Annotated in this window: 17 protein-coding genes; 10 read left to right on the top strand and 7 right to left on the bottom strand. The window is 64.0% G+C overall.

Features of this window, described 5'->3' with window-relative positions:
• Positions 1 to 15 precede the first annotated feature (15 nt).
• From AAFG16_RS31615 to cydB, 6 genes are all read left to right on the top strand, one after another.
• On the top strand, positions 16 to 678 hold the full coding sequence (locus AAFG16_RS31615) for a YoaK family protein (RefSeq protein WP_342731579.1): 663 nt from the start codon (positions 16 to 18) through the stop codon (positions 676 to 678).
• A 179-nt stretch (positions 679 to 857) separates the two neighbouring features.
• A complete protein-coding gene (gene fumC / locus AAFG16_RS31610; protein WP_342731577.1) occupies positions 858 to 2,294 on the top strand; it encodes a class II fumarate hydratase in 1,437 nt (478 codons plus the stop codon).
• Positions 2,295 to 2,362: 68 nt separating this feature from the next.
• Entirely contained in the window at positions 2,363 to 2,767 is a 405-nt protein-coding gene (locus AAFG16_RS31605) for a hypothetical protein (protein WP_342731575.1), read from the top strand.
• A gap of 42 nt (positions 2,768 to 2,809) precedes the next feature.
• Entirely contained in the window at positions 2,810 to 4,348 is a 1,539-nt protein-coding gene (gene mqo, locus AAFG16_RS31600) for a malate dehydrogenase (quinone) (protein ID WP_283080382.1), read from the top strand.
• An 18-nt stretch (positions 4,349 to 4,366) separates the two neighbouring features.
• Positions 4,367 to 5,767 (top strand): cytochrome ubiquinol oxidase subunit I, encoded by a 1,401-nt coding sequence (locus AAFG16_RS31595; protein WP_342731573.1) that lies wholly within the window; start codon positions 4,367 to 4,369, stop codon positions 5,765 to 5,767.
• A gap of 2 nt (positions 5,768 to 5,769) precedes the next feature.
• Positions 5,770 to 6,756, top strand: a complete 987-nt coding sequence (cydB, locus tag AAFG16_RS31590; RefSeq protein ID WP_342731571.1) for a cytochrome d ubiquinol oxidase subunit II — start codon at positions 5,770 to 5,772, stop codon at positions 6,754 to 6,756.
• Between the two features lie 118 nt (positions 6,757 to 6,874).
• On the opposite strand, the gene AAFG16_RS31585 is transcribed toward cydB, so the two are convergent.
• Positions 6,875 to 8,122 carry an oxalate decarboxylase family bicupin gene (locus AAFG16_RS31585; protein ID WP_283080379.1) on the bottom strand — a complete coding sequence of 416 codons (1,248 nt, stop codon included), beginning with the start codon at positions 8,120 to 8,122 and terminating at the stop codon, positions 6,875 to 6,877.
• A 247-nt stretch (positions 8,123 to 8,369) separates the two neighbouring features.
• Between AAFG16_RS31585 and AAFG16_RS31580 the strand changes: the two genes are divergently transcribed.
• A complete protein-coding gene (locus AAFG16_RS31580) occupies positions 8,370 to 10,667 on the top strand; it encodes an FdhF/YdeP family oxidoreductase (RefSeq protein ID WP_342731569.1) in 2,298 nt (765 codons plus the stop codon).
• A 17-nt stretch (positions 10,668 to 10,684) separates the two neighbouring features.
• On the opposite strand, the gene AAFG16_RS31575 is transcribed toward AAFG16_RS31580, so the two are convergent.
• The 6 genes from AAFG16_RS31575 to AAFG16_RS31550 form a co-directional block, all read right to left on the bottom strand.
• Positions 10,685 to 12,058, bottom strand: coding sequence for an ATP-binding protein (locus AAFG16_RS31575; protein ID WP_342731567.1), 1,374 nt, complete (start codon positions 12,056 to 12,058; stop codon positions 10,685 to 10,687).
• 218 nt (positions 12,059 to 12,276) lie between these two features.
• On the bottom strand, positions 12,277 to 12,693 hold the full coding sequence (locus tag AAFG16_RS31570; protein ID WP_342731565.1) for a thioesterase family protein: 417 nt from the start codon (positions 12,691 to 12,693) through the stop codon (positions 12,277 to 12,279).
• Entirely contained in the window at positions 12,680 to 15,820 is a 3,141-nt protein-coding gene (locus AAFG16_RS31565) for an efflux RND transporter permease subunit (protein WP_342731563.1), read from the bottom strand. Before AAFG16_RS31565 ends, AAFG16_RS31570 begins: the two co-directional genes overlap by 14 nt.
• The gene (locus tag AAFG16_RS31560; protein WP_342731561.1) at positions 15,817 to 16,989 is read right to left on the bottom strand and encodes an efflux RND transporter periplasmic adaptor subunit; all 1,173 of its coding nucleotides are present in this window, start codon (positions 16,987 to 16,989) and stop codon (positions 15,817 to 15,819) included. Before AAFG16_RS31560 ends, AAFG16_RS31565 begins: the two co-directional genes overlap by 4 nt.
• 20 nt (positions 16,990 to 17,009) lie before the next feature.
• Positions 17,010 to 17,474 carry a hypothetical protein gene (locus tag AAFG16_RS31555; RefSeq protein ID WP_342731558.1) on the bottom strand — a complete coding sequence of 155 codons (465 nt, stop codon included), beginning with the start codon at positions 17,472 to 17,474 and terminating at the stop codon, positions 17,010 to 17,012.
• 174 nt (positions 17,475 to 17,648) lie between these two features.
• On the bottom strand, positions 17,649 to 18,008 hold the full coding sequence (locus tag AAFG16_RS31550; protein ID WP_342731556.1) for a hypothetical protein: 360 nt from the start codon (positions 18,006 to 18,008) through the stop codon (positions 17,649 to 17,651).
• Positions 18,009 to 18,256: 248 nt separating this feature from the next.
• Between AAFG16_RS31550 and AAFG16_RS31545 the strand changes: the two genes are divergently transcribed.
• From AAFG16_RS31545 to mdcA, 3 genes are all read left to right on the top strand, one after another.
• Positions 18,257 to 19,042, top strand: coding sequence for an alpha/beta hydrolase (locus AAFG16_RS31545; RefSeq protein WP_342731554.1), 786 nt, complete (start codon positions 18,257 to 18,259; stop codon positions 19,040 to 19,042).
• Positions 19,043 to 19,140: 98 nt separating this feature from the next.
• Positions 19,141 to 20,007, top strand: coding sequence for an MBL fold metallo-hydrolase (locus AAFG16_RS31540; protein WP_342731552.1), 867 nt, complete (start codon positions 19,141 to 19,143; stop codon positions 20,005 to 20,007).
• Positions 20,004 to 21,650 (top strand): malonate decarboxylase subunit alpha, encoded by a 1,647-nt coding sequence (mdcA, locus tag AAFG16_RS31535; RefSeq protein WP_342731550.1) that lies wholly within the window; start codon positions 20,004 to 20,006, stop codon positions 21,648 to 21,650. The genes AAFG16_RS31540 and mdcA overlap by 4 nt, the downstream gene beginning before the upstream one ends.
• The last annotated feature ends 1 nt before the right edge of the window (position 21,651 follow it).

The raw sequence follows: 21,651 nt of genomic DNA, 5'->3' as shown, positions 1-21,651 counted from the left end.
CCTCCGAATATGGCGATGCAAGCCGCATCAACCGAGCCCTTGGCCGAGACACGCGTCGAAGCCGTCGCTCCGGAACGATCGCTGCTGGTTGCCTCTCTGCTCAGCATGTCGGGCGGTTTCCTCGACGCCTTTACGTGGCTGTCGCTTGGCGTTTTCGCGAGCTCGCAGACCGGAAATGTCGTCTTCCTCGGGATCCACGCCGAGTTTGGGCAATGGCACCGCGCGCTTCACCATGCCCTTCCGCTCGTGGCCTTCGTCCTCGGCGCGGCCGTGGCGGTCCGCTCCCGGGCGCCGCTACGCTGTCTCGCCGGAGAGATCGTCTGCCTGGCGGCGGCAATGCTGTTGTTTCATCACGTCCCCGATCAGATCGTGATCCTCGTCATCTCCTTTGGCGTCGCATTGCAGTCTGCGAGCTTCAGGCGGATTGGGGACTTGAACTATCTCTCGGTCGCCGTCACCGGAAACATGCTCCGCGCCATCGATCAGAGCTTTGCTACGTCCGATCGCGATGCAGCGCGCGGTACCGCAACCATGCTCGCGCTTTGCCTGATGTTCCTGATGGGGGCCGCCCTCGCGGGTTGTGTGACGAGGTGGCTGGGAACATGGAGCCTCGCTCTGCCGATCGCATTGTCGGCATGCGTCCTCTGGCTGTGCCGGCATCCGGGCCATCGGCACTGAATCTGCGTCAACGCTTCGAACCTTTTTTACTCGCAGCCGGCCCGTTCGCATGTCGCGGTGCGCACCATGCCATTCCGCAAAAGCACGTTCGTTCGCGGAAGCGTGCGCGCGGTGCGGGCCCGTACAATTGCACCAGCGCCACCAGGTGCACCCGACATGAACTGTCACGAGAGGCAAGAATGAGCGACTTTCGCAAAGAAACAGACAGCCTGGGTGAGGTGAACGTTCCCGCGGATAGGCTTTGGGGCGCGCAGACGCAACGTTCACTCGAGCATTTCAGCATCGGCAGCGACCTGATGCCGCGTGAGATGATCCAGTCCTACGCGATCCTGAAGAAGGCTGCCGCGAACGCAAATGTCGCCGGCGGCCGGCTCGGCGGCAAGGTCCACAAGCTGATCGTCCATGTCTGCGACGAGATTCTCGCGGGGCAGCATCACGACATGTTTCCCCTCCACGTCTGGATGACGGGGAGCGGAACGCAGTTCAACATGAACGTGAACGAGGTCATTTCGAACCGGTGCTGCCAGCTCGCTGGCACCGCTCTCGGCAGCAAGCTGCCGGTTCATCCGAACGATCATGTCAACATGTCGCAATCGTCGAACGACAGCTTCCCCTCGGCCATGTATGTCGCGGCCGCGCTGAACGTGACGGAGCGCCTCATTCCCGCGGTCACGGCTTTGCACGACGCGATCGCAGCGAAGTCGAGCCAGTGGGACGACATTGTCAAGATCGGTCGGACCCACATGCAGGATGCCACCCCGCTGACGCTCGGGCAGGAGTGGTCCGGCTACGCCGTCATGCTCGCCGACAATCTGGCCCGCATCAATGACGCGCTCAAGGGCGTCTATCGACTCGCGCTGGGCGGCACGGCCGTCGGCACCGGCATCAACGCAGCACCGGGTTTTGCTGAAGCTGTCGCCGCCGAGATCGCGCGGTTGACCGGCTTGCCCTTCGTCAGCGCACCGAACAAATTCGCCGTGCAAGGCGCGCACGACGCGCTGGTGCAGCTCTCGGGTACACTGCGTACGCTTGCCGGCTCGCTCTACAAGATCGCAAACGACATCCGCCTTTTGTCCTGCGGTCCGCGCGCGGGCTTTGCCGAGCTGCACATTCCCGAGAACGAGCCGGGCTCGTCGATTATGCCGGGCAAGGTCAATCCGACCCAGGCGGAAGCGCTGACAATGATCGCGGTGCAGGTGATGGCGAACGACGTTGCCGTCGGGTTCGGCGGCGCCGGCGGCTACCTGGAGATGAACGTCTACAAGCCGCTGATCATCCACAACATCGCCCAGTCCGTCACCATCCTCACCGACGGCTGCACCAATTTCCGCACCTTCCTTGTCGAGGGGACCGAGCCGAACCGCAAGAAGATCCAGGAGTATGTCGAGAGGTCGCTGATGCTCGTGACGGCGCTGGCGCCGGTGATCGGCTACGACAAGGCATCGCGGATCGCGCACTACGCGATGGACAACGATCTCACCTTGAAATCGGCGGCGCTGAAACTCGGCTTCGTGACCGAACCCGAGTTCGACCGCATCGTGGATCCCGCCAAGATGGTCAAGCCCTACGTTGCCGAGATCAAGGTGCCGCTCGCTATCGGGGCGAAAGCCGGTTGAGCGAGGACCATGATCCGGCCTGTACGACGCCGCGCAGGCAAAGCAACGTCAATGCAAGGAGAGACACCATGATCCGCTGTGTGCGTCTATGGACGGGAGAGGACAACAACTCGCATTTCGAGGAAGGGTACCTCGAGCTAGAGCCGGGCCAGCGTGGCGACTTCCTCACCGGCAAGATCGATGCCGCCAGTGTTTCCTTCCAGGAGACGGAATCGGGTGGCGCTTTCGCCTGGCACACCGCGCCGGTCCGCCAGCTCGTGATCACGCTGAGCGGAACGCTCGATTTCCAGACGCGGGACGGTCACCACTTCCTGATCCACCCCGGTAACGTCCTGCTGGCCGAGGACACCGCGGGTTCAGGCCACAGCTGGAAGCTGACCGACGATTCCTCCTGGCGGCGTGCCTACGTGATTCTGCGGCCCGGAGTGGAGGTGCCGTTCCACGCCAAGACGCGGCAATCGGTGCGGGCCTGACCGAGCCATCCGGAATAACAACACCCAATGAAGGAAAAAGCCATGTCAGCAGCTTCTGACCGCGAGATCGACGTTGTCCTTATCGGCGCAGGCATCATGAGCGCGACCCTCGGCTCCTTTCTTAAGGAGCTCGAGCCGTCGCTGTCGATCCAGATGTTCGAAGTGCTCGGCGATTGCGCGCAGGAAAGCTCCGATTCCTGGAACAATGCCGGGACTGGCCACGCGGCGAACTGCGAGATGAACTATACGCCGCAGCGCCCCGACGGCAGCATCGACATCTCCAAGGCGCTCCAGGTCAATGTCGAGTTCGATCTATCGCGGCAATTCTGGTCTTACCTCGTAGGGCGGGGGGCGATTGCGGACCCGCGGGCCTTCATCCACCCGGTTCCGCATATGAGCTTCGTGCACGGCGCGGAGAACGTTGAATTCTTGCGGAAGCGGTTCAAGGCGATGTCGGCCCATCATTGCTATGAGGGCATGGAGCATACCGAGGATCCCAAGAAGATTGCCGAATGGGCGCCGCTGGTCATGGATGGAAGGAGTGGCGACGAGCCGGTTGCAGCAACCCGGATCATCACCGGCACCGACGTGGATTACGGTGCGCTGACGCATCTGCTGGTTAGTCATCTCGTCAGCCAGCCTGGCTGTGCCGTTCACTACAACAGCTGCGTCACCGGACTTGACCGGGAGCAGGGCGGTCGGTGGCGGATCGAGGTCCGCGACACCCCAAGCGGCGAGACGCGGTCGGTTCGCGCGAAGTTCGTCTTCATCGGCGCCGGCGGCGGCGCGCTGCCGCTGTTGGAGAAATCGGGCATCCCGGAGGGGCGCGGCTATGGCGGCTTCCCGGTCAGCGGCATCTGGCTGCGCTGCGACGATCCGGAGATCAACCGGCGCCACCATGCCAAGGTCTACGGCAAGGCCGCGGTCGGCTCTCCGCCGATGTCGGTGCCGCATCTCGACACCCGCGTGATCGGCGGCCAGCGTTCGCTCCTGTTCGGTCCGTATGCCGGCTTCTCGAGCAAATTCCTCAAGCACGGCTCGCTGCTGGACCTGTTCGAGTCCATTCGTCCTGCGAACGTCAAGCCGCTGCTGTCCGTGGCGCGCGACAATTTCGACCTCACCGAATATCTGGTCGGGCAGGTACTGCAGTCCGAGGGCCACCGTCTGGCAGCGCTCGACGAATACTTCCCGAAGGCCGATCCGAAGGACTGGAGGCTGCAGGTGGCGGGTCAGCGCGTCCAGATCATCAAGCCCGACGTGAAGCGGGGCGGTCTGCTCGAGTTCGGGACCGAGTTGGTCGGCGCGGACGACCATTCGCTGGTTGCGCTGCTCGGCGCTTCGCCGGGTGCCTCCACCGCGGCGTTCATCGCGGTCAGCGTACTGGAGAAGTGCTTCGCCGGAGAGCTGACGGCAAGCGCTTGGCTGCCGAAGCTGAAGCAGATCATCCCGTCCTATGGCGTGTCGCTGATCGAGGATGCGGCTTTCTGCCGCCAGATCCGCGCCGCGACGGCGGAGGTGCTCAAGGTCGACAATATCCCGCCGCCGGCCGCACGCGCACCGGCGGTTGCCAAGCGAGCGTAAGAAGAGAGGGGGCTTGTCATGGACCCGACGGCACTTCTCCTCTCGCGGCTGCAGTTCGCCTTCACGATCTCATTCCACATCATCTTCCCGGCATTCACGATCGGGCTTGCCGCCTGGCTCACCGTGCTCGAAGCGATGCACCAGTACAGCGGCAGGCCCGTCTACCGGACCCTGTTCGAGTTCTGGCTCAAGATCTTCGGCGTCGCCTTCGGCATGGGCGTGGTATCGGGCGTGGTGATGGCGTTCCAGTTCGGAACGAACTGGAGCGTGCTCTCGAAGATGTCGGGGCCGATCCAGGGGCCGCTGCTGTCCTACGAGACGTTCACCGCTTTCATGCTGGAGGCCGGCTTCTTCGGCATCCTCATCTTCGGCCGGCCGCGGGTGCCGCCCTGGTTCTACCTGTTCTCCACCGCGATGGTCGCGCTCGGCACCACGCTGTCGGCATTCTGGATCATGGTCAACAACAGCTGGATGCAGGTGCCGACCGGCTATGTCCTGCAGAACGGCCAGTTCGTTCCGAACGACTGGGTACAGATCCTCTTCAACCGAGTGGTCTGGGTCCGCTTCCCGCACATGCTGCTCGCCTCATATCTCACCGGCGCGTTCTGCGTGGCGGCGACCGGAGCCTGGTATCTGCTGCGGCGGACCTATCGGGCCGAGGCGCATGTGATGCTGCGCATGGGCCTCGCGCTCGCGGCGGTGCTGCTTCCGGTGCAGCTCTTCATCGGGCATCTCGTCGGCGACTACGTCCACGACTACCAGCCGGCCAAGTTCGCCGCGATCGAGGCGCGCTGGCATGACGAGCAGCCGGCCTCCGAGGTGCTGATCGCGATCCCGGATTCGAGCACCGAATCGAACAGATACGCCATATCGATTCCGGTGCTCGGCAGCATCATCGCAAGCATGAGCCTGACCTCGAAGGAGGTTGGCCTCACCAGCTTCGCGCCGCAGGACCGCCCGCCGGTGGCGATCCCGTTCTTCGCCTTCCGCATCATGGTCGGCTGCGGCTTCGTGATGCTGGGACTGTCCTGGCTCGGGAGCTGGCTCGGCGTCAAGCACCGGCTCGAGCGCAGCCGCCTGCTGCTCTGGGGCATCTTCCTCAGCTTTCCATTGCCCTGGATCGCGATCCTGACCGGCTGGTACACCGCGGAGGTCGGCCGCCAGCCGTGGACTGTGTACGGCGCGTTGCGGACCGCCGACGCCGTGACGCCGTTCCTCACGGCGTCCGCCGCGATGACCTCGCTGATCCTGTTCGTCGCCGTCTACGCCTTCATCTTCTCGTTCGGGACCTACTACATCTATCGGCTGCTCCGCGCCGGACCGGCGGGGCTTGGCGGCGAGCCATTGCATGTTCCGGTGCCCAACCGGCCGATGTCGCTCGCCGACGAGATGCCGGCGATCGCCGAGGCGGGAGAATAACCATGGTCATGTTCTGGGTTGCACTTCTTGCCATCAGCATCCTGATCTATCTACTCCTGGACGGCTTCGACCTCGGCGTCGGGATGCTGTTTGGCTTTGCCGGCAGCGAGGCGAATCGTGAGGCGATGCTGCGCACGATCGCTCCCGTCTGGGACGGCAACGAAACCTGGCTGATCGTCACGGGCGTGATCATGTGGGGCGCGTTTCCCCTGGTCTATTCCATGCTGCTGTCCGCGTTCTATATCCCTGTCCTGGTCATGCTTCTGGGACTGATCCTGCGTGGGGTGGCATTCGAGTTTCGCGGCAAGGCATCGCGCTCGCGCTGGATCTGGGACGTCAGCTTCATCGCGGGATCGTTTGCCGCGAGCTTCATGCAGGGCGCGATGGTGGGGGCGCTGGTGGAGGGGCTTGAATTCTCGAACGGCGAATATGCTGGAGGCACCTTCGGCTGGCTGACGACCTTCTCGGTCTTGTGCGGTATCGGCCTGTGCTTCGGTTACACGTTGCTCGGTGCGTGCTGGCTCGTGAGGAAGTGCGATGGTCCCGTCCGCGACGCGACGCGGCATCTGGTTCCGTTGCTCGCGGTCGCCGTGCTGGCTTTCCTCGTCGTCGTCTTCACGCATGCCCTTATCGAACATCTGCCAATTCTGCGCCGATGGATCGAACGGCCTTATCTGTTCGTGTTTCCCCTCGTCGGCGCGGGTGCCGCCGCGGTGCTCGCCACGAGCATCGTCCGCCACGACGACTATTGGCCCTTCCATATGGTTTCGTTGATCTTCGCCACGGCGTTCGGCACGCTCGCCTTGTCGTTTTGGCCCTACATGATCCCGTTCGTCGTGACAATCGACGAGGCCGCGGCGCCTCACTCAAGTCTCGCATTCATGTTCTGGGGTGCCGGCCTGTTCGTCTTTCCGCTGATGCTACTCTATGTCGCGATCGGCTATCGCGTCTTCCGCGGCAAGGCGGCGCCGGCGGCCGATCACTACTGACGGCCGCACAGCTCGAACTTGCTGTGAGTTGTGATAAAAAGAAAGGCGCCGGTTTCGGCGCCTTTCTCATTTGAGTACCCCAAGTCTTTCAGGACGAAGTCTTTCAGGACGAAGTCTTTCAGGACTTGGGCATGACGCCCGGGCCGTTATCGGGCCATTGCGCGATCAGCTTCTCGTCGATGTTGAGATGCTGGGCGACCAGCTTCGGCGGCGTGTGCGTCAGCCAGTTGGAGAGCGAGACCTCCTCGTAGCGCGGTGCACGGAATACGCCGACGAACTGCAGCTCGGTGTCGCCGACATTCTCGACATAATGGCCGAGATTGCGCCGGACATAGCCGATGTCGCCGGCCGAAAAATCGGTCGTCAGCGCATTGGGACCGGTGTCGAACACCGTCATCCGCGCTTTGCCCTTGATGTAGTACTGCCATTCGTCGGCGTTCGGATGCCAGTGCATCTCCCGCACCGCGCCTGGCGGCATCGTGACCAGCGCCGCGGCGACCGTGGTCGCGACCTTGAAGTTGCTGCTGTCGGCAACACGGATGCTGCCGGCCGAGCTCTCCTTGACCGGGGTCGAGCTGCCGAGCGAATGGATGAAAGGATAGGGCGGCGCCTCCGCATGCTTGGCCACTGCGGCGCGATCGGCGGCGAGATCGCCGGGCAGAGTGCCCTGGAAGATCCAGCGATTGTGCAGCGGGATCTTGGCGAAGGCCTCCGCCGGCACGCCGAAATTCTTCGCCAGCACCTCGGGCGGGGTGTGGGCGAACCAATCCGTCACCAGCAGCGTGTTGAACTCATTGGCATGGCCATCATCGAAGCAGATCACGAATTCGCAACCGTCGGGGCCCAGGCCCTGCAGCGAATGCGGCGCGCCTGGCGGAAAGTACCAGAGGTCGCCGGCCTTGAGGTCGCCGACATAGGGGCGCCCCTGCGTGTCGAGCACGGTGATCCGACAGCTGCCGTAGGTCATGATCGCCCATTCGGCGGCCTGGTGCCAATGCAGCTCGCGGATGCCACCGGCGGCCAGGCGCATGTTGACGCCGGAGATCTCCTTGGAGATGGCGAAGTCCTCGACGGTGACCTGACGGGCCCAGCCGCCATCCTGGATGCGCCTTGGCGCGTTGTTGAACGAGGCCCAATCCATCTGCAGCCCGCCGACATCCGTCGCCGGCGGGGTTTGCGCGGAGGGGAATTGCTTGGCGAGGGCCGGGTTCTGGGGACCCGGATCGGTCAGGCTTCCTGGGCTCCTGGCATTCACGGCGCCTTGCGGCGGCTCGTCCGGATTGCCGAAGGTTGCGGCTTGCGCACTGGAGCCGACCATGGCGGCGCCCGCCGCGGACATGGCCAGCAGATCACGTCTTGAAAACATCTTGGATGGCTCCTGAAACTGTCGAAAGCCCTCCATCGCAATGGGGCTCCAACCTCGGACCCTAGTTTCCGCTTCCCGTTTCAGCTTCCGTGAACGGCGATCTTTTTGCCGGAATGCACTGGCTGCTGCTGCCGGCAGGCCGGGGCCGAACGTGGCAATTGCGAAATTGTGCTTCGTTTTGAAAAGACAGCTCTGCCTACACGATCCTTAACTGGCCGGGAGAATTGCCATACCGAGAGATATCCAGATGACCACGAAATCGGTCCGTCCCTACCGTGAACCCGCCGGCGGCTGGGGCGCACTCAAGGCGCTCAGCGAGGCGCTTCTGGCGCAGCGGGTGCCGCTGAAGGGGGCGGCGACGCTCCGCCGGATGAACCAGCCGGAGGGCTTTGATTGCCCCGGCTGTGCCTGGCCGGATCCGAAGCACACGTCGTCATTCGAATTCTGCGAGAACGGCGGCAAGGCGATCGCCTGGGAGGCGACGTCGAAGCGCTGTACCCCCGAATTCTTTGCCGAGCATACCGTTACGGAGCTATCGACCTGGAGCGACTACGATCTCGAAATGGTCGGGCGGCTCACGCATCCGATGGCCTATGATGCCGCATCCGACCGCTATCTCCCGGTGGAATGGAGTGACGCGTTCGACATGATCGGCCGTGAGCTTAAGGCGCTGCCGGATCCGAACATGGCGGAGTTCTACACGTCCGGCCGGACTTCGAACGAGGCCGCCTTCCTCTATCAGCTGTTCGTGCGTGAATACGGCACCAACAATTTCCCCGACTGCTCGAACATGTGCCATGAGGCGACGAGCGTCGGCCTGCCGCACTCGCTCGGGGTCGGCAAGGGCACCGTGCTGCTGGAGGATTTCGACCAGGCCGATTGCATCTTCATCTTCGGCCAGAATCCCGGCACCAACAGTCCGCGGATGATGACCAGCCTGCGCAATGCGGCCCGCCGCGGCGCCTCCATCATCTCCTTCAATCCGTTTCGCGAGCGGGCGCTGGAGCGTTTCCAGGCGCCCCAAAGTCCGGTCGAGATGATCACGCTGTCGTCGACGACGATCAGCTCGAAGCTGCTCCAGGTGCGGGTCGGCGGCGACGTCGCCGTCCTCAAGGGGATCATGAAGGTCCTGGTGGAGACCGACGAGGCGGCCCGCGCCGCCGAGCAGCCTGAGATCCTGGACTGGGACTTCATCCGCGGGCACACCGTCGGCATCGAGGCGCTGATCGACGATCTCAAGCGCACGCAATGGCCCGACATCGAACGCCAGTCCGGCCTGACGCGCGAAAACATGGAATATGCAGCCGGCGCCTACATGAAGGCGGAGCGCGCCATCCTCGTCTACGGCATGGGCATCACCCAGCACTGGCGTGGCGCAAATAATGTGCAGCAGATCGCCAATCTCGCGCTGTTGCGCGGCAATGTCGGGCGCGAAGGCGCCGGTGTCTGCCCGGTTCGCGGTCATTCCAACGTGCAGGGGGATCGGACCGTGGGGATCACGGAAGTCCCCAAGGCGGACTTTCTCGAGCGTCTGGAGCAACACTTCGGTTTCAAGCCTCCGTCCGCGCCGGGGCACAATGTAGTGACCGCGCTGGAAGCGATGATCCGCGGCGAGGTGAAGGCCTTCTTCGCGATGGGCGGCAATTTCGCCGCTGCCATCCCGGACTGGCAGGCGACCCAGGCGGCCCTCGGCAAGCTCGATCTGACCGTCCACGTCTCGACCAAGCTCAACCGCAGCCACCTGATCCATGGCAGCGCTGCCCTGATCCTGCCGTGCCTCGGCCGCACGGAGGTAGATATCCAGGGGACGGGTCCGCAATCGATCACGGTGGAGGACTCGATGTCGATGGTGCATGCGTCCGGCGGCCGCAACAAGCCGGCATCCGAGCATCTGCTCAGCGAGGTCGCGATCATCGCCGGCGTCGCCAAGGCGACGTTGGGGGAGCGCAGCGTGGTCGACTGGGACGGTTTCGTTGCCGATTACGACCGCATCCGCGATGCGATCGAGGCGGTGTTCCCGATCTTTCAGGGCTACAACGCTCGCATCCGCGTTCCCGGCGGCTTCCATCTCACCTCGACGGCGCGCGAACGTATCTGGGCGACACCGTCGGGTAAGGCCAACTTCCTGGTCTTCCCGGGTTGCGGCGAGGACCCGCCGGAGAGTGATGACGATTCCCTGTGGCTCACGACCATACGAAGCCACGACCAGTACAACACCACCCTCTACTCGATGTCGGATCGATACCGGGGCGTGTTCGGCCAGCGCGACGTGGTGTTCCTCAACGAATACGAGTTGAAGAGGAGGGGATTGGCTGACGGCGATCGCGTCGACCTGATCACCGCCTCGACCGACGGGGCCGCGCGGATCGTGCGCAACTTCCGCGTCGTGGCCTATTCCTTCCCGACTGGCTGCTGTGCAGCGTACTACCCGGAGACCAATCCGCTGGTGCCGCTCTATGCCCGCGATCCCCTCAGCTTCACGCCGTCATACAAGGGTGTCCCAATCCGTCTGGTGCGTTCGGCCGGCCTGGAGCAGCAGGGGTAACCGCGGAAAGGCTGCGGTCAGGCATCCGCATGGAGATCGGACCGCGGCGAATCCGCCACGACGGAAATCGGCAGGGTGAACCAGAAACGGGCGCCGCCATGCGCGGCACTGCCCTCTGCACCGATGCGTCCGCCATGCGCTTCGACGATCGACCGGCAGATGGGAAGTCCCATGCCCATGCCGCTCTCCTTGGTCGTGAAGAAGCTCTCAAAGAGCCGGCCAGCATGTTCGCCGGCGATGCCCGGGCCGTTGTCCTCCACGGAGCAGCACATCATGGTCGCGTCTTGCGTGACTGTGCTGATGACGATCCTGCGATCGCCGCCTCCCGCTTGTCTCATCGCCTGGATCGCGTTGATGGCCAGATTGACGATCACCTGCTGGAGCTGGGTGCGGTCGCCGAACACCTGCGGCGCGGCCGGGGCCGGCCGGTGCAGGATCGTGACGTTGTGGGACTCGAGCTCGTGCCGCAGGAACAGAAGCGCTTCGCGAATGATCTCGTCGAATGACAGGCATGCCTGCTCGGGGGCTTTTCGCGAGGCCATGCCGTGAACGCGCGCCACGATGTTTGCGGCGCGTTGGGTATCCACGACGATGTTTTCGATGGTCTTGCGGATCTCGACGATATCGGGAGTCGGTCGGTTCAGCCATCGCAGCCCAGCGGCGCCGTTGGTGGCGATGGCGGCGAGGGGCTGATTGACTTCGTGGGCGATCGAGGCGGTGAGCTCGCCGAGCATCGAGACGCGCGCGGCATGTGCGAACTCGGCCTGCACCTGCTGAAGCTTCTGCTGGGCGCGGACGCGCTGTGAGATGTCGATCGTACCGACCAGGCTGACTTCGAGATCGTTGATCGGGCCGACGCGGGCGGTCGTGAAGAGAACGTCGATCACACGGCCGTCCCACGTGACCATCCTGGTCTCTTCCTCGAAGTTCGTCTCGCCGCGATAGCGGGATTCCATCGCGCGCCGAAACGTGTCGGGGCGTTCCTTCCAGCTGTCGGCCAGGGAACGTCCGACATAGCCTTCCGTGCCTCCCCCGAACATCTGGATGGCGCGTTCGTTGGCCTCCTGAAACGAGAGCGCGTCCATGCAGGTCCGCAGAAACTCGGGATGGCTGTCGAAATAGGCGCCGAGATCCTTGACGCCCTCGGCGCGCAGCTTTCGAAACAGCGCTACCAGCCTGCTGGCGTCGAGCTGCCGGAATGCGATCGGCATCCGGCTGAACAAATGGCGGTAGCGCAGCTCGCTCCGCTCCAGCTCGGCGTGGGCCTTCTTCAGGGCCGTGATATCCATGATGGCGCCGACGAGCGTCAGCGAAGCGGCGAGGAAAGCAGCGAAGGCGATCGCTGTGAAATTGTCCCCGAGCAGTGAACAGGCGAAGGACAGCAGGGTCAAAACAAGGCTACCCCAAGCCCACAGCAGAATCCGATCCTGGATTGTCTGGATCGGTAGCAAACGGTGCCACCATCGCTGGGGCTGTACGGGATTAGAGCCATCCAGGCGTTCGAGCATCATGCGGAAGGTCTACCGGGCCGCCGAAGGGTGGTCTTTTGCGTTTTCGCAGACGCTTTGTCAAAACGCACGAACCCGCGTTCGGGTTGCCGGCCTGCGACCTAGGCCATCTCCGCCACAGGCGTCGTAACGCCGAATCGCCGCTCGAATTCGGCGACATCAACGACGCCACGGCGGTGGGTGCCGTCGCCGATCTTTCGGTCGCCATCCCAGGCCTCGACCTCGAACAGAATGCTCCTGCCTTCGATCGCGATGACCCGTGCCACCGCGCGCACCGTGCGGCCGACCGGCGTCGCCGCGAGGTGTCGGATATTGACCATCATCCCGACGCTGACATGGCCTGCAGGCAGGAAGGGCTGAACCGCCGAACCGGCGGCCATCTCCATGTGCAGGATCATCATGGGGGTGCCGTAGACGGCGGGCATGCCCGGCACCACGTGGCCGACCGTCATCTCGCTCGTGACGCTCACCAGCTTTTCCGCCGTCATGCCGGCCGTCACTTTCTCAAGCGGATTCATGGCTCATTCCCGTCTCTGCCTCGGTCGTGGATGGGATGGACGTCTCGGTCCGCGGCTTGCGCCCGGTGAGCCAATTGCCGAGCCGGTCGAGATAGAGATAGACGACCGGCGTGGTGTAGAGCGTCAGGACCTGCGACAGCATCAGGCCGCCGACGATGGTATAGCCAAGCGGCTGGCGCAGCTCCGCGCCGGTGCCGGAGCCGATCATCAGCGGCACGCCGCCGAGCAGCGCCGCCATCGTCGTCATCAGGATCGGGCGGAAGCGCAGCGTGCAGGCCTGGTAGATCGCTTCTTCCGGGCTGAGCCCATGCTGGCGCTCCACCTCGAGAGCAAAGTCGACCAGCATGATGCCGTTCTTCTTGACGATGCCAATCAAGAGGATGATGCCGATGATGGCGATGACGCTGAGGTCCATGTGGACCGCCAGCAGCAGCAGCAGCGCGCCGATGCCGGCCGAAGGCAGCGTCGACAGGATCGTAATGGGGTGGATCAGGCTCTCATAGAGCACGCCGAGGATGATGTAGATCACGATCAGCGCCGCCCCGATCAAGAGCGGCGTCCCACGCAGGGAGGACTGGAAGGCCTGGGCGTTGCCCTGGAACGAGGTCGACAGCGAGGCGGGCTTGCCGGTGTCCTTCTCGATCTTCTGGATCGCCGTCACCGCATCGCCCAGCGCCACGCCGGGCTTCAGGTTGAACGAGATCGTCACCGACGGAAACAGGCCCTGGTGGTTGATCAGGATCGGCGCGGGCTTGATCACGCTGTGAACCAGCGTGCTGAGCGGGACCTGCTGGCCGGTGGCCGAGTTCAGGTAGATGTCCTTGAGCGCCTCGGGGCCGTACTGGAAGCGCGGATCGACCTCCATCACGACGTGATACTGGTTCAGCGAGGTGAACATGGTGGAGACGATGCGCTGGCCGAAGGCGTCGTCGAGCGTGTTGTCGATCGTCGTGGGCAGGATGCCGAAACTTGAGGCGACTTCGCGATCGACGGTGACCTCAAGCCGCGGACCGGCATTGGCCTGGTCGCTCGCGACGTCGGTGATGCCGTCGAGGGCGCGGAGCTTCTCCAGGAAGATCGCAGCCCAGTGGTTGAGCTCGTTGGAATCGGCGTCTGTCAGCGTATACTGGTACTGTGTCTTCGAGAGTCGTGCGCCAATCGTGATGTCCTGCGCCGCCTGCATGTAGAGCGTGATGCCCTGGATGTGGGCGAGTTGGGGGCCCAGGCGGTTGATGATCTGGTCAGCGCTGGCCTTACGTTCGGGCTTCGGCTTCAGGACGATGAAGATGCGCCCCTGGTTGAGCGTTGCGGTCGGGCCGCCGGGGCCGATATAGCTTGCCACCGATTGAATGGCCGGGTCCTTCAAGAGGATGTTGACAATCGCCTGCTGGCGTTCGGACATCGCGGGGAAGGAGATGTCCTGGGCTGCTTCGGTGATGCCGACGATCTGTCCGGTGTCCTGCTGCGGGAAGAAACCCTTCGGAATGATCACGTAGAGATAGCCGGTCAGCGCGATGGTCGAGAGCATCACGAGCAGCGTCACGAAGCGATGGCGTAGCACGACGCGCAGGCCTCGCGCATAGAGCGCAAGCAGGGCATCGAAGCCTCGCTCGAAGACGAGATAGAGCCGGCCATGCTTCTTCCGCGAATCGTCCTTCAGGAGCCGCGCGCACATCATCGGCGTGAGTGTGAGCGAGATGACCAGCGACAGCAGCAGCGAGGCGGTGATCGTGACGGCGAATTCCTGGAATAGCTTGCCGACATAGCCGCCCATCAGGAACAGCGGGATGAAAACCGCGATCAGCGACAGGGTGATGGAGACGATCGTGAAGCCGATTTCGCTGGAGCCCTTGAGCGCAGCCTCCATCGGCGTCATGCCCTGCTCGAGATGGCGCACGATGTTCTCGATGACGACGACGGCATCATCGACCACGAAGCCCACTGCAATCGACAGCGCCATCAGCGAGAGGTTGTCCAGGCTGTAGCCGAGCACGTAAAGCACCGCGAATGTGCCGACCAGCGCCAGAGGAACGGTGATCGCCGGGATGATGGTGGCCCAGAAATTCCGCAAGAACAGGAATATGACCATCACTACCAGGGCGACCGTCAGCATCAGCGTGAATTGAACGTCGGAGACCGCGGCGCGGATGGTGGCGGTGCGATCGGCGGCGATCGTCACCTTGATCGCCGGCGGAACGGAAGCCTGGAGCTGCGGCAGCAGCTTCTTGATACGGTCGACAGTCTCGATGACGTTGGCGCCAGGGACGCGCTGGACGGCGAGGATGACGGCGGGCTCCTTGCCGTACCAGCCGGCCAGGAGGTCGTTTTCGGGCGCCTCGATCGCCGAGCCGATATCGCGCAGGCGTACCGGCGAGCCGTTGCGATAGGCGATGATGAGGTCTTCGTAAGCGGAGGGCTTCAGCAGCTGGTCGTTGGTGTTCAGCGTGTAGGTGACGCGCGGGCTGTTGAGCGTGCCCTTGGGCAGGTCGACATTGGCGCCGGCGATCACGTTGCGGACATCCTCGAGGCCGAGACTGCGGGCGGCAAGCGCCTGTGGATTGACGCGGATGCGGATGGCCGGCTTCTGCTGGCCGCCGATGCCGACGAGGCCGACGCCGGGAACCTGCGAGATCTTCGGCAGCAGGATGTTTTCCGCATAGGCGTCGACCGTGGTCAGCGGCAGCGAGTCCGACGTCAGCGCGATCAGCATGATCGGCGTCTCGGCCGGATTCACCTTCCTGATCGTCGGCGGGTAAGGGATGTTCTGCGGCAGGAACGGGCTGGCGGCATTGATCGCGGAGAGCACGTCGACCGCAGCGCTGTCCACGGTGCGCGACAGCTCGAACTGCACCGTGAGCTGGGCAACGCCGAGCGCGCTGGACGAGGTGAGCTGGGTGACACCTGGGATCTGGCTGAGCTGCTGTTCGAGCGGCGTAGCGACCGACGAGGCGATGGTGCCCGGATCGGCGCCGGGCAATTGCGCCGAGATCTGGATGGTCGGGTAATTGACGTTCGGCAATGCGCCGACCGGCAGCAGCGGATAAGCCGCAAGGCCGCACAGCAGCAGGCCGGCCATCAGCAAGGCGGTCGCGATCGGCCGCAGGATGAAGGGCGCGGACAGGTTCATGGGATCGCATCCTGCACGGCGCTCTGCAGGTCGGCTTCCTGCGCGGCCTTGCCGTGCAGCTCGCGAACGCGGCTGCCTTCAGTCAACCGATACTGGCCGTCGACCACGACGACCTCGCCCGACTTCAGCCCCTTGTCGATCAGGGCCTGTCCATCGCTGATCTGCGCGACGTGAACGGAGCGCAAGGCCGCGGTCTGGTCGGGAGATACGACATAGACATAGCTGCCGTTCGGCCCCTGCTGCACGGCCGAGCCGGCAACAGTGAGCGCGTTCTTCTGAATCTCAAGCAGCAGGCGTGCGTTCACCAGCTGGCCCGGCCACAGCCGATGCTCATGGTTCGGAAACACCGCCTTCAGCTGGACGGTGCCGGTCGTGCCCGCGATCTCGTTGTTGACCAGCAGCAGCGTGCCTTCGTCGAGCTTGATCTTGTTGTCTTGGCTGTAGGCGATGACCTTCAGCTCTCCCTTTGCTGCGTGCTGCTGGATCACGGGCAGGTCGGTCTGCGGCAGGGTGAACAGCAGCGAGATCGGCTCTATCTGCGTGACGACGACAAGACCGTTCGGGTCGGTCGGATGGATCACGTTGCCGACATCGATCTGGCGAACGCCGGTGATGCCGGGAATCGCCGACGTCAGGCGCGTGTAGCTGAGCTGGACATTGGCCTCGTCGATCTGGGCCTGGTCCGCCTTCACGGCGGCCTTGAGCTGCGCCACCTGCGCCGTCTGCGTCTCGATCAGTTGCGGGGTCGCATAGCCCTTGTCGCCGAGCCGATTGTAGCGGGACAGGTTGGCCTCGGCATTGACGAGCTGCGCCTGGTCCCTGTCGCGATTGGCCGTCAGCTGCTCGATCTGGGCCTCATAAGGCCGTGGGTCGATCTGGGCGAGCAGATCGCCGGTCTTGACGGTCTGTCCCTCGGTGAAGGCGATCTTGACGATCTGCCCCTGAATCTGGCTGCGCACGATGTCGGTGTTGTAGGCAATCACCGTGCCGATGCCGCGCAGATAGATTGGGACGTCCTTGCCGGTGACGGTGGCAGCAACCACCGGCACGGCGACGGGTACCGGCGCGGCCGCGACGGCCGGCTTCTGATCGCTACTGAAGAACCAGAGGGCTCCGCCGATCAGGATCGCGGCGAGAGCAACGGATGCAATGGTGAGGGTCCGCTTCACGGTGATGCTCCTGGGTGATCTCAGGGATTGCTGGAGCCGTCGATTGGGAGCGTGCTGCCCGTGGACGTGGGGCCGGGCACCGGCACAAACGGACTTGTTCCTGCGCCGCCGAGCTCGGTGGACCCGAGCGGAATTCCGACGCGACCGATCGTGGATGTCGGGGCAGGCAGGGCCGATGGCGTCGTCGTGCCGCTCTGGCAGGCGAGCGACGAGCCTCCGGAGAGCCCGCCGCCATCGAACGGGGCGCCCGATGATCCGGTATTGCCTGAGACGGGGCAGTTCGTCATGCCCAGCGAAGGATTGATCGGGGATACGCCGGGCGTTGTGATTTCGGTGGAGCCCAACGGAATACCTTCAGGCCGGGTCGAGCCGAGGTTGAGCGGCGAGGTCGCGGACATGCCGACAGGGGGCTGCGTCGTCGGCGGCGTCATTTGCGCATTTGCCGCAGCCGGGATCAGCCATATCCAGCTAGCTGCGAGCGCCATGCGCAGATGCATCGATGCAGACGGGCGGTATCTGGATCTGTTCGATGAGAGCTGTTCTCGCATGGGCTGCTCCGGAGTCTTTCACTTGCGCGGGACGATAGGAAGCGGCCGGCGCACCGGTATTCCCTGAACGCACGTCCGGCTGTCTGGCCGCACGGTCGGGTGGGATCTCCCTCATTGTGGCTGCTTCTGAAGCAGCAGCGTTGCCTCGGACAGCTCCCGGCGGCACTTCGCAATGTCCTTGGAACGGTCCGCGGCGCGCGCGCGATCGAGGGCATCGAGCGCGAGCCGAAGATGCGCTCCGCTCGCGCCTTCGGCGTCTGCCAGCGATCGTGGTGTGGGCTGATGACTGCGCAGCGCATTGAGACTTTCCGGGCCCCAACCATGTGCGCCGGCATTCTTCTCGATGGCCGCGTCCAACTGCGCCTGGACGCGCCAGATCGAATCCTTGCAGGACGCCGCATGAACCGGGGATGCCGCTTCCAGCAGGATTATATTGATAGCTGCAATCCGGATGAGTGAATTCGATGTCATTGTCGATCCTCTCGGTGCTTGAACATCTGTCTCGAATGACAGAACCGATGCACGCCGTCTTTCGCTTACGAACGCCTGCCGCTCCGCATGCGCAGGAGGTCGTGCCGTTAGAAAAAACCGGACGCGAGCGGGAAGAGCTGCGGCAAACACTTGCCGGCGTGCGAAGTGGCAACGGCCGTTGTTTGCCGAAATACGCAAGCGGGCGTCGAATCTAGTGTCGCGTCATTCCAACCCGGAGTGATCCCGACATGAAACACCTCAACGCAGGCCTCGCCTTCGCCGCCGCTCTCTCCCTGTTCGCGACCGTCGCCCCGGCTCGCGCGGAACCCCTGAAGAACATCGTCCTGGTGCACGGCGCCTGGGTGGATGCGTCGGGCTGGAAGCCCGTCTACGAGATCCTGACCAAGGACGGTTTCCGCGTGACGATGGTGCAGGAGCCCGAAACCACATTTGCCGACGACGTCACGGCAGCGAAGCGGATTCTCGATCTCCAGGACGGTCCGACGCTCCTCGTCGGCCACAGCTATGGCGGCTCGATCATCACCGAAGCCGGCGTCCATCCCAACGTCGTGGGTCTCGTCTACGTCGCCGCTCACGCGCCCGACGTCGGCGAGGACGAATCGGCACTCGGCAAGAAGACGCCGAGCGTGCTCGGCAAGTCCGAAGGCGTCATTAAGGTCACGCCCGACAAGTTCACCTATCTCGATCCCGTGCAATTCCCGAAACTGTTCGCGCCCGATCTGCCGCGCGAGCGCGCCGAGTTCGTTGCGCGCTCCCAGGTTCTGGCCGCGACTCAGGTGTTCAGCACGCCGCTGACCGCGGCCGCGTGGAAGACCAAGCCGAGCTGGGGCATCGTTGCCGGCGCCGACCAGATCATCAATCCGGATCTCGAACGCTGGTACTACGAGCGCGCCAAGAGCCAGACCACCGTGATCCCGGGCGCCAGCCACTCCGTCTACGAGTCGCATCCGAAGGAAGTGGCGGCCGTGATTGCCCGCGCTGCGCGCAGTATTCAGCAGCCGGCCACGCGCTGACGACGTGTTTTGCCGGTCCCGACGCACGGCCGGCAGAAGGAAGGACGGCGGGAGCGACAGCGCTCCCGCCGGTCCGACTGCCCATCCCGGAGAATCCCATGAGCGTGATCGAGAATAGCAGCGCCGTCTTGAACTGGAGCGTGACGACGGTGAAGCGAGCAGGGCTCAGTCGCGACTTGCCCTCGGGCAATCCGGACCTGATGTGGGTCGCGAACTCCTCAACCCTCATCTATGGCGAGCGAGACGCGGTGCTGGTCGATACGTTCCTCACCGCCGGTCAGTCGAAGACGCTGCTTGACTGGGTCGTGTCGCGCGGCCGCAATCTGACCGCGATCTACGTGACGCATGGCCACGGCGATCACTTCTTCGGGCTCGTGCCGCTGCTCGACCGCTTTCCGAATGCCAGAGCCGTGGCCGTTCCCGACGTCGTCGACGAGATGAAGACTCAGCTTTCGCCGACCTCGCTCGATGGTTTCTGGCGTAAGCGCTTTCCGGGCGAGATCGCAGAGCGCCTGGTCGCGGCCGAGCCGCTGGCGGGCGAGCTTATGCTGGAAGGACACAAGCTCGCCGTCATCGATATGGGCCGAACCGATACGGCGAGGTCCACCGCGCTGCATGTTCCATCTCTCGACCTGATCGTTGCGGGCGATACCATCTATAACGGCATCCATCCTTATCTTGCCGAAACCGATACTGCGAGCCGGCTGGAATGGATCGCCGCGCTCGACCGGCTCGAGGCACTGAAGCCGCGTTTCGTGATCGCCGGACATAAGAAGCCGGACAATGACGATCACCCGCGCAACATTGCGGAAACCCGGCAATATCTGCTCGATTTCAATCGCCTCGACGAAGCGACGGCATCGCCACGCGAGCTCTATGAGGCGATGCTGGAGCTCTATCCCGATCGCGCCAATCCCGGGTCGCTCTGGAGCGGAGCCAATGCCGCGAAGGAACAGAAGTCATGACGAGCTGGCAGAACAACCGCGCCGCGCGCGATGCGCGCATCGCGGCCGGCGCCGGGCTCGCGCGCGGCAAGCTCGTGGCGGCGCACGATGCCACACAGTTGCTGGAGGCCGTGATCAAGCCGGGCGACCGGGTTTGCCTCGAGGGTGACAACCAGAAGCAGGCCGATCTGCTCAGCCGCGCGCTGCTCGCCGTCGATCTCGCGAAGGTCAACGATCTGCACATGGTGCAGTCCGGCGTGGTTCTTCCCGAGCATTTGGACCTGTTCGACCGCGGCGTCGCAAAGCGCCTGGATTATGCCTATTCCGGGCCGCAATCGGCGCGCATCGCCCGCATGCTGTTCGGCGGCAAGATCGAGCTTGGCGCGGTTCACACCTATCTCGAATTGTTCGCCCGCTACTTCATCGATTTGACGCCGCACGTCGCGTTGATCGCTGCCGTCAGCGCCGACCACGAGGGCAATCTCTACACCGGTCCGAACACCGAGGACACGCCGACGGTGGTGGAGGCCACCGCCTTCAAGGACGGCATCGTGATCGCCCAGGTCAACGAGATCGTCGAGACGGTGCCGCGGGTCGACATCCCGGCGGATCGGGTCCACTTCATCGTCAAGTCCGACAAGCCCTTCTTCGTCGAGCCGCTGTTCACGCGCGATCCGGCCGCGATCACGGAGGGCCAGATCCTGACCGCGATGCTCGCGATCAAGGGCATCTATGCGCCTTATGGCGTGCAGCGGCTCAATCACGGCATCGGCTTCAGTACCGCCGCAATCGAGCTGCTGCTGCCGACTTTCGGTGAACGATTGGGACTGAAGGGCAGGATCGCAACCCAATTCGCTCTGAATCCGCATCCGGCGTTGATTCCCGCGATCGAGTCCGGCTGGGTGCGGCAGATCCACTCGTTCGGCTCGGAAGTGGGCATGGATGACTACATCCGCGCCCGATCCGACGTGTACTTCACCGGCCCTGACGGCTCGCTACGCTCCAATCGCGCCTTTTGCCAGACCGCCGGTCTCTATGCCTGCGACATGTTCATAGGCTCCACCTTGCAGATCGACCTGCAGGGGAATTCGTCGACCGTCACGACGTCCCGCATCGCCGGGTTCGGTGGCGCGCCGAACATGGGCGCAGATGCTCGTGGGCGGCGTCATCCGAGCGAGCCCTGGCTGAAGGCGGGAGTCGAGGCCGACCCCGACGGTGCGGCCCTGATGCGCCGCGGCCGCAAGCTGGTCGTGCAGATCGGCGAGACGTTCGGCGACAAGAACGTGCCGCTGTTCGTCGAGAAGCTCGACGCCATCGAGCTCGCGGAGAAGCTCAACCTCGAGCTCGCGCCGATCATGATTTATGGCGACGACGTCACGCATATCGTCACCGAGGAGGGCGTGGCGAACCTCTTGCTGTGCCGCACCGCGCAGGAGCGCGAGCAGGCCATCCGCGGTGTCGCCGGCTACACCGACGTCGGCCGTCGGCGAGACCACGGCATGGTCGCGCGACTGCGCGAGCGCGGGGTGATCCGCCGCCCGGAGGATCTCGGCATCAACCCGCTCGATGCGGATCGCAGCATGCTGGCGGCGCGCTCGATCAAGGATCTCGTGCGCTGGTCGGGTGGACTCTATGCGCCGCCGTCGAAATTCAGGAACTGGTGAG

This window comes from Bradyrhizobium sp. B117 (assembly GCF_038969555.1).
GTDB lineage: Bacteria > Pseudomonadota > Alphaproteobacteria > Rhizobiales > Xanthobacteraceae > Bradyrhizobium.
The sequence above is the reverse complement of the archived record's forward strand: the minus strand, read 5'-3'. Positions and strand labels throughout refer to the sequence as shown.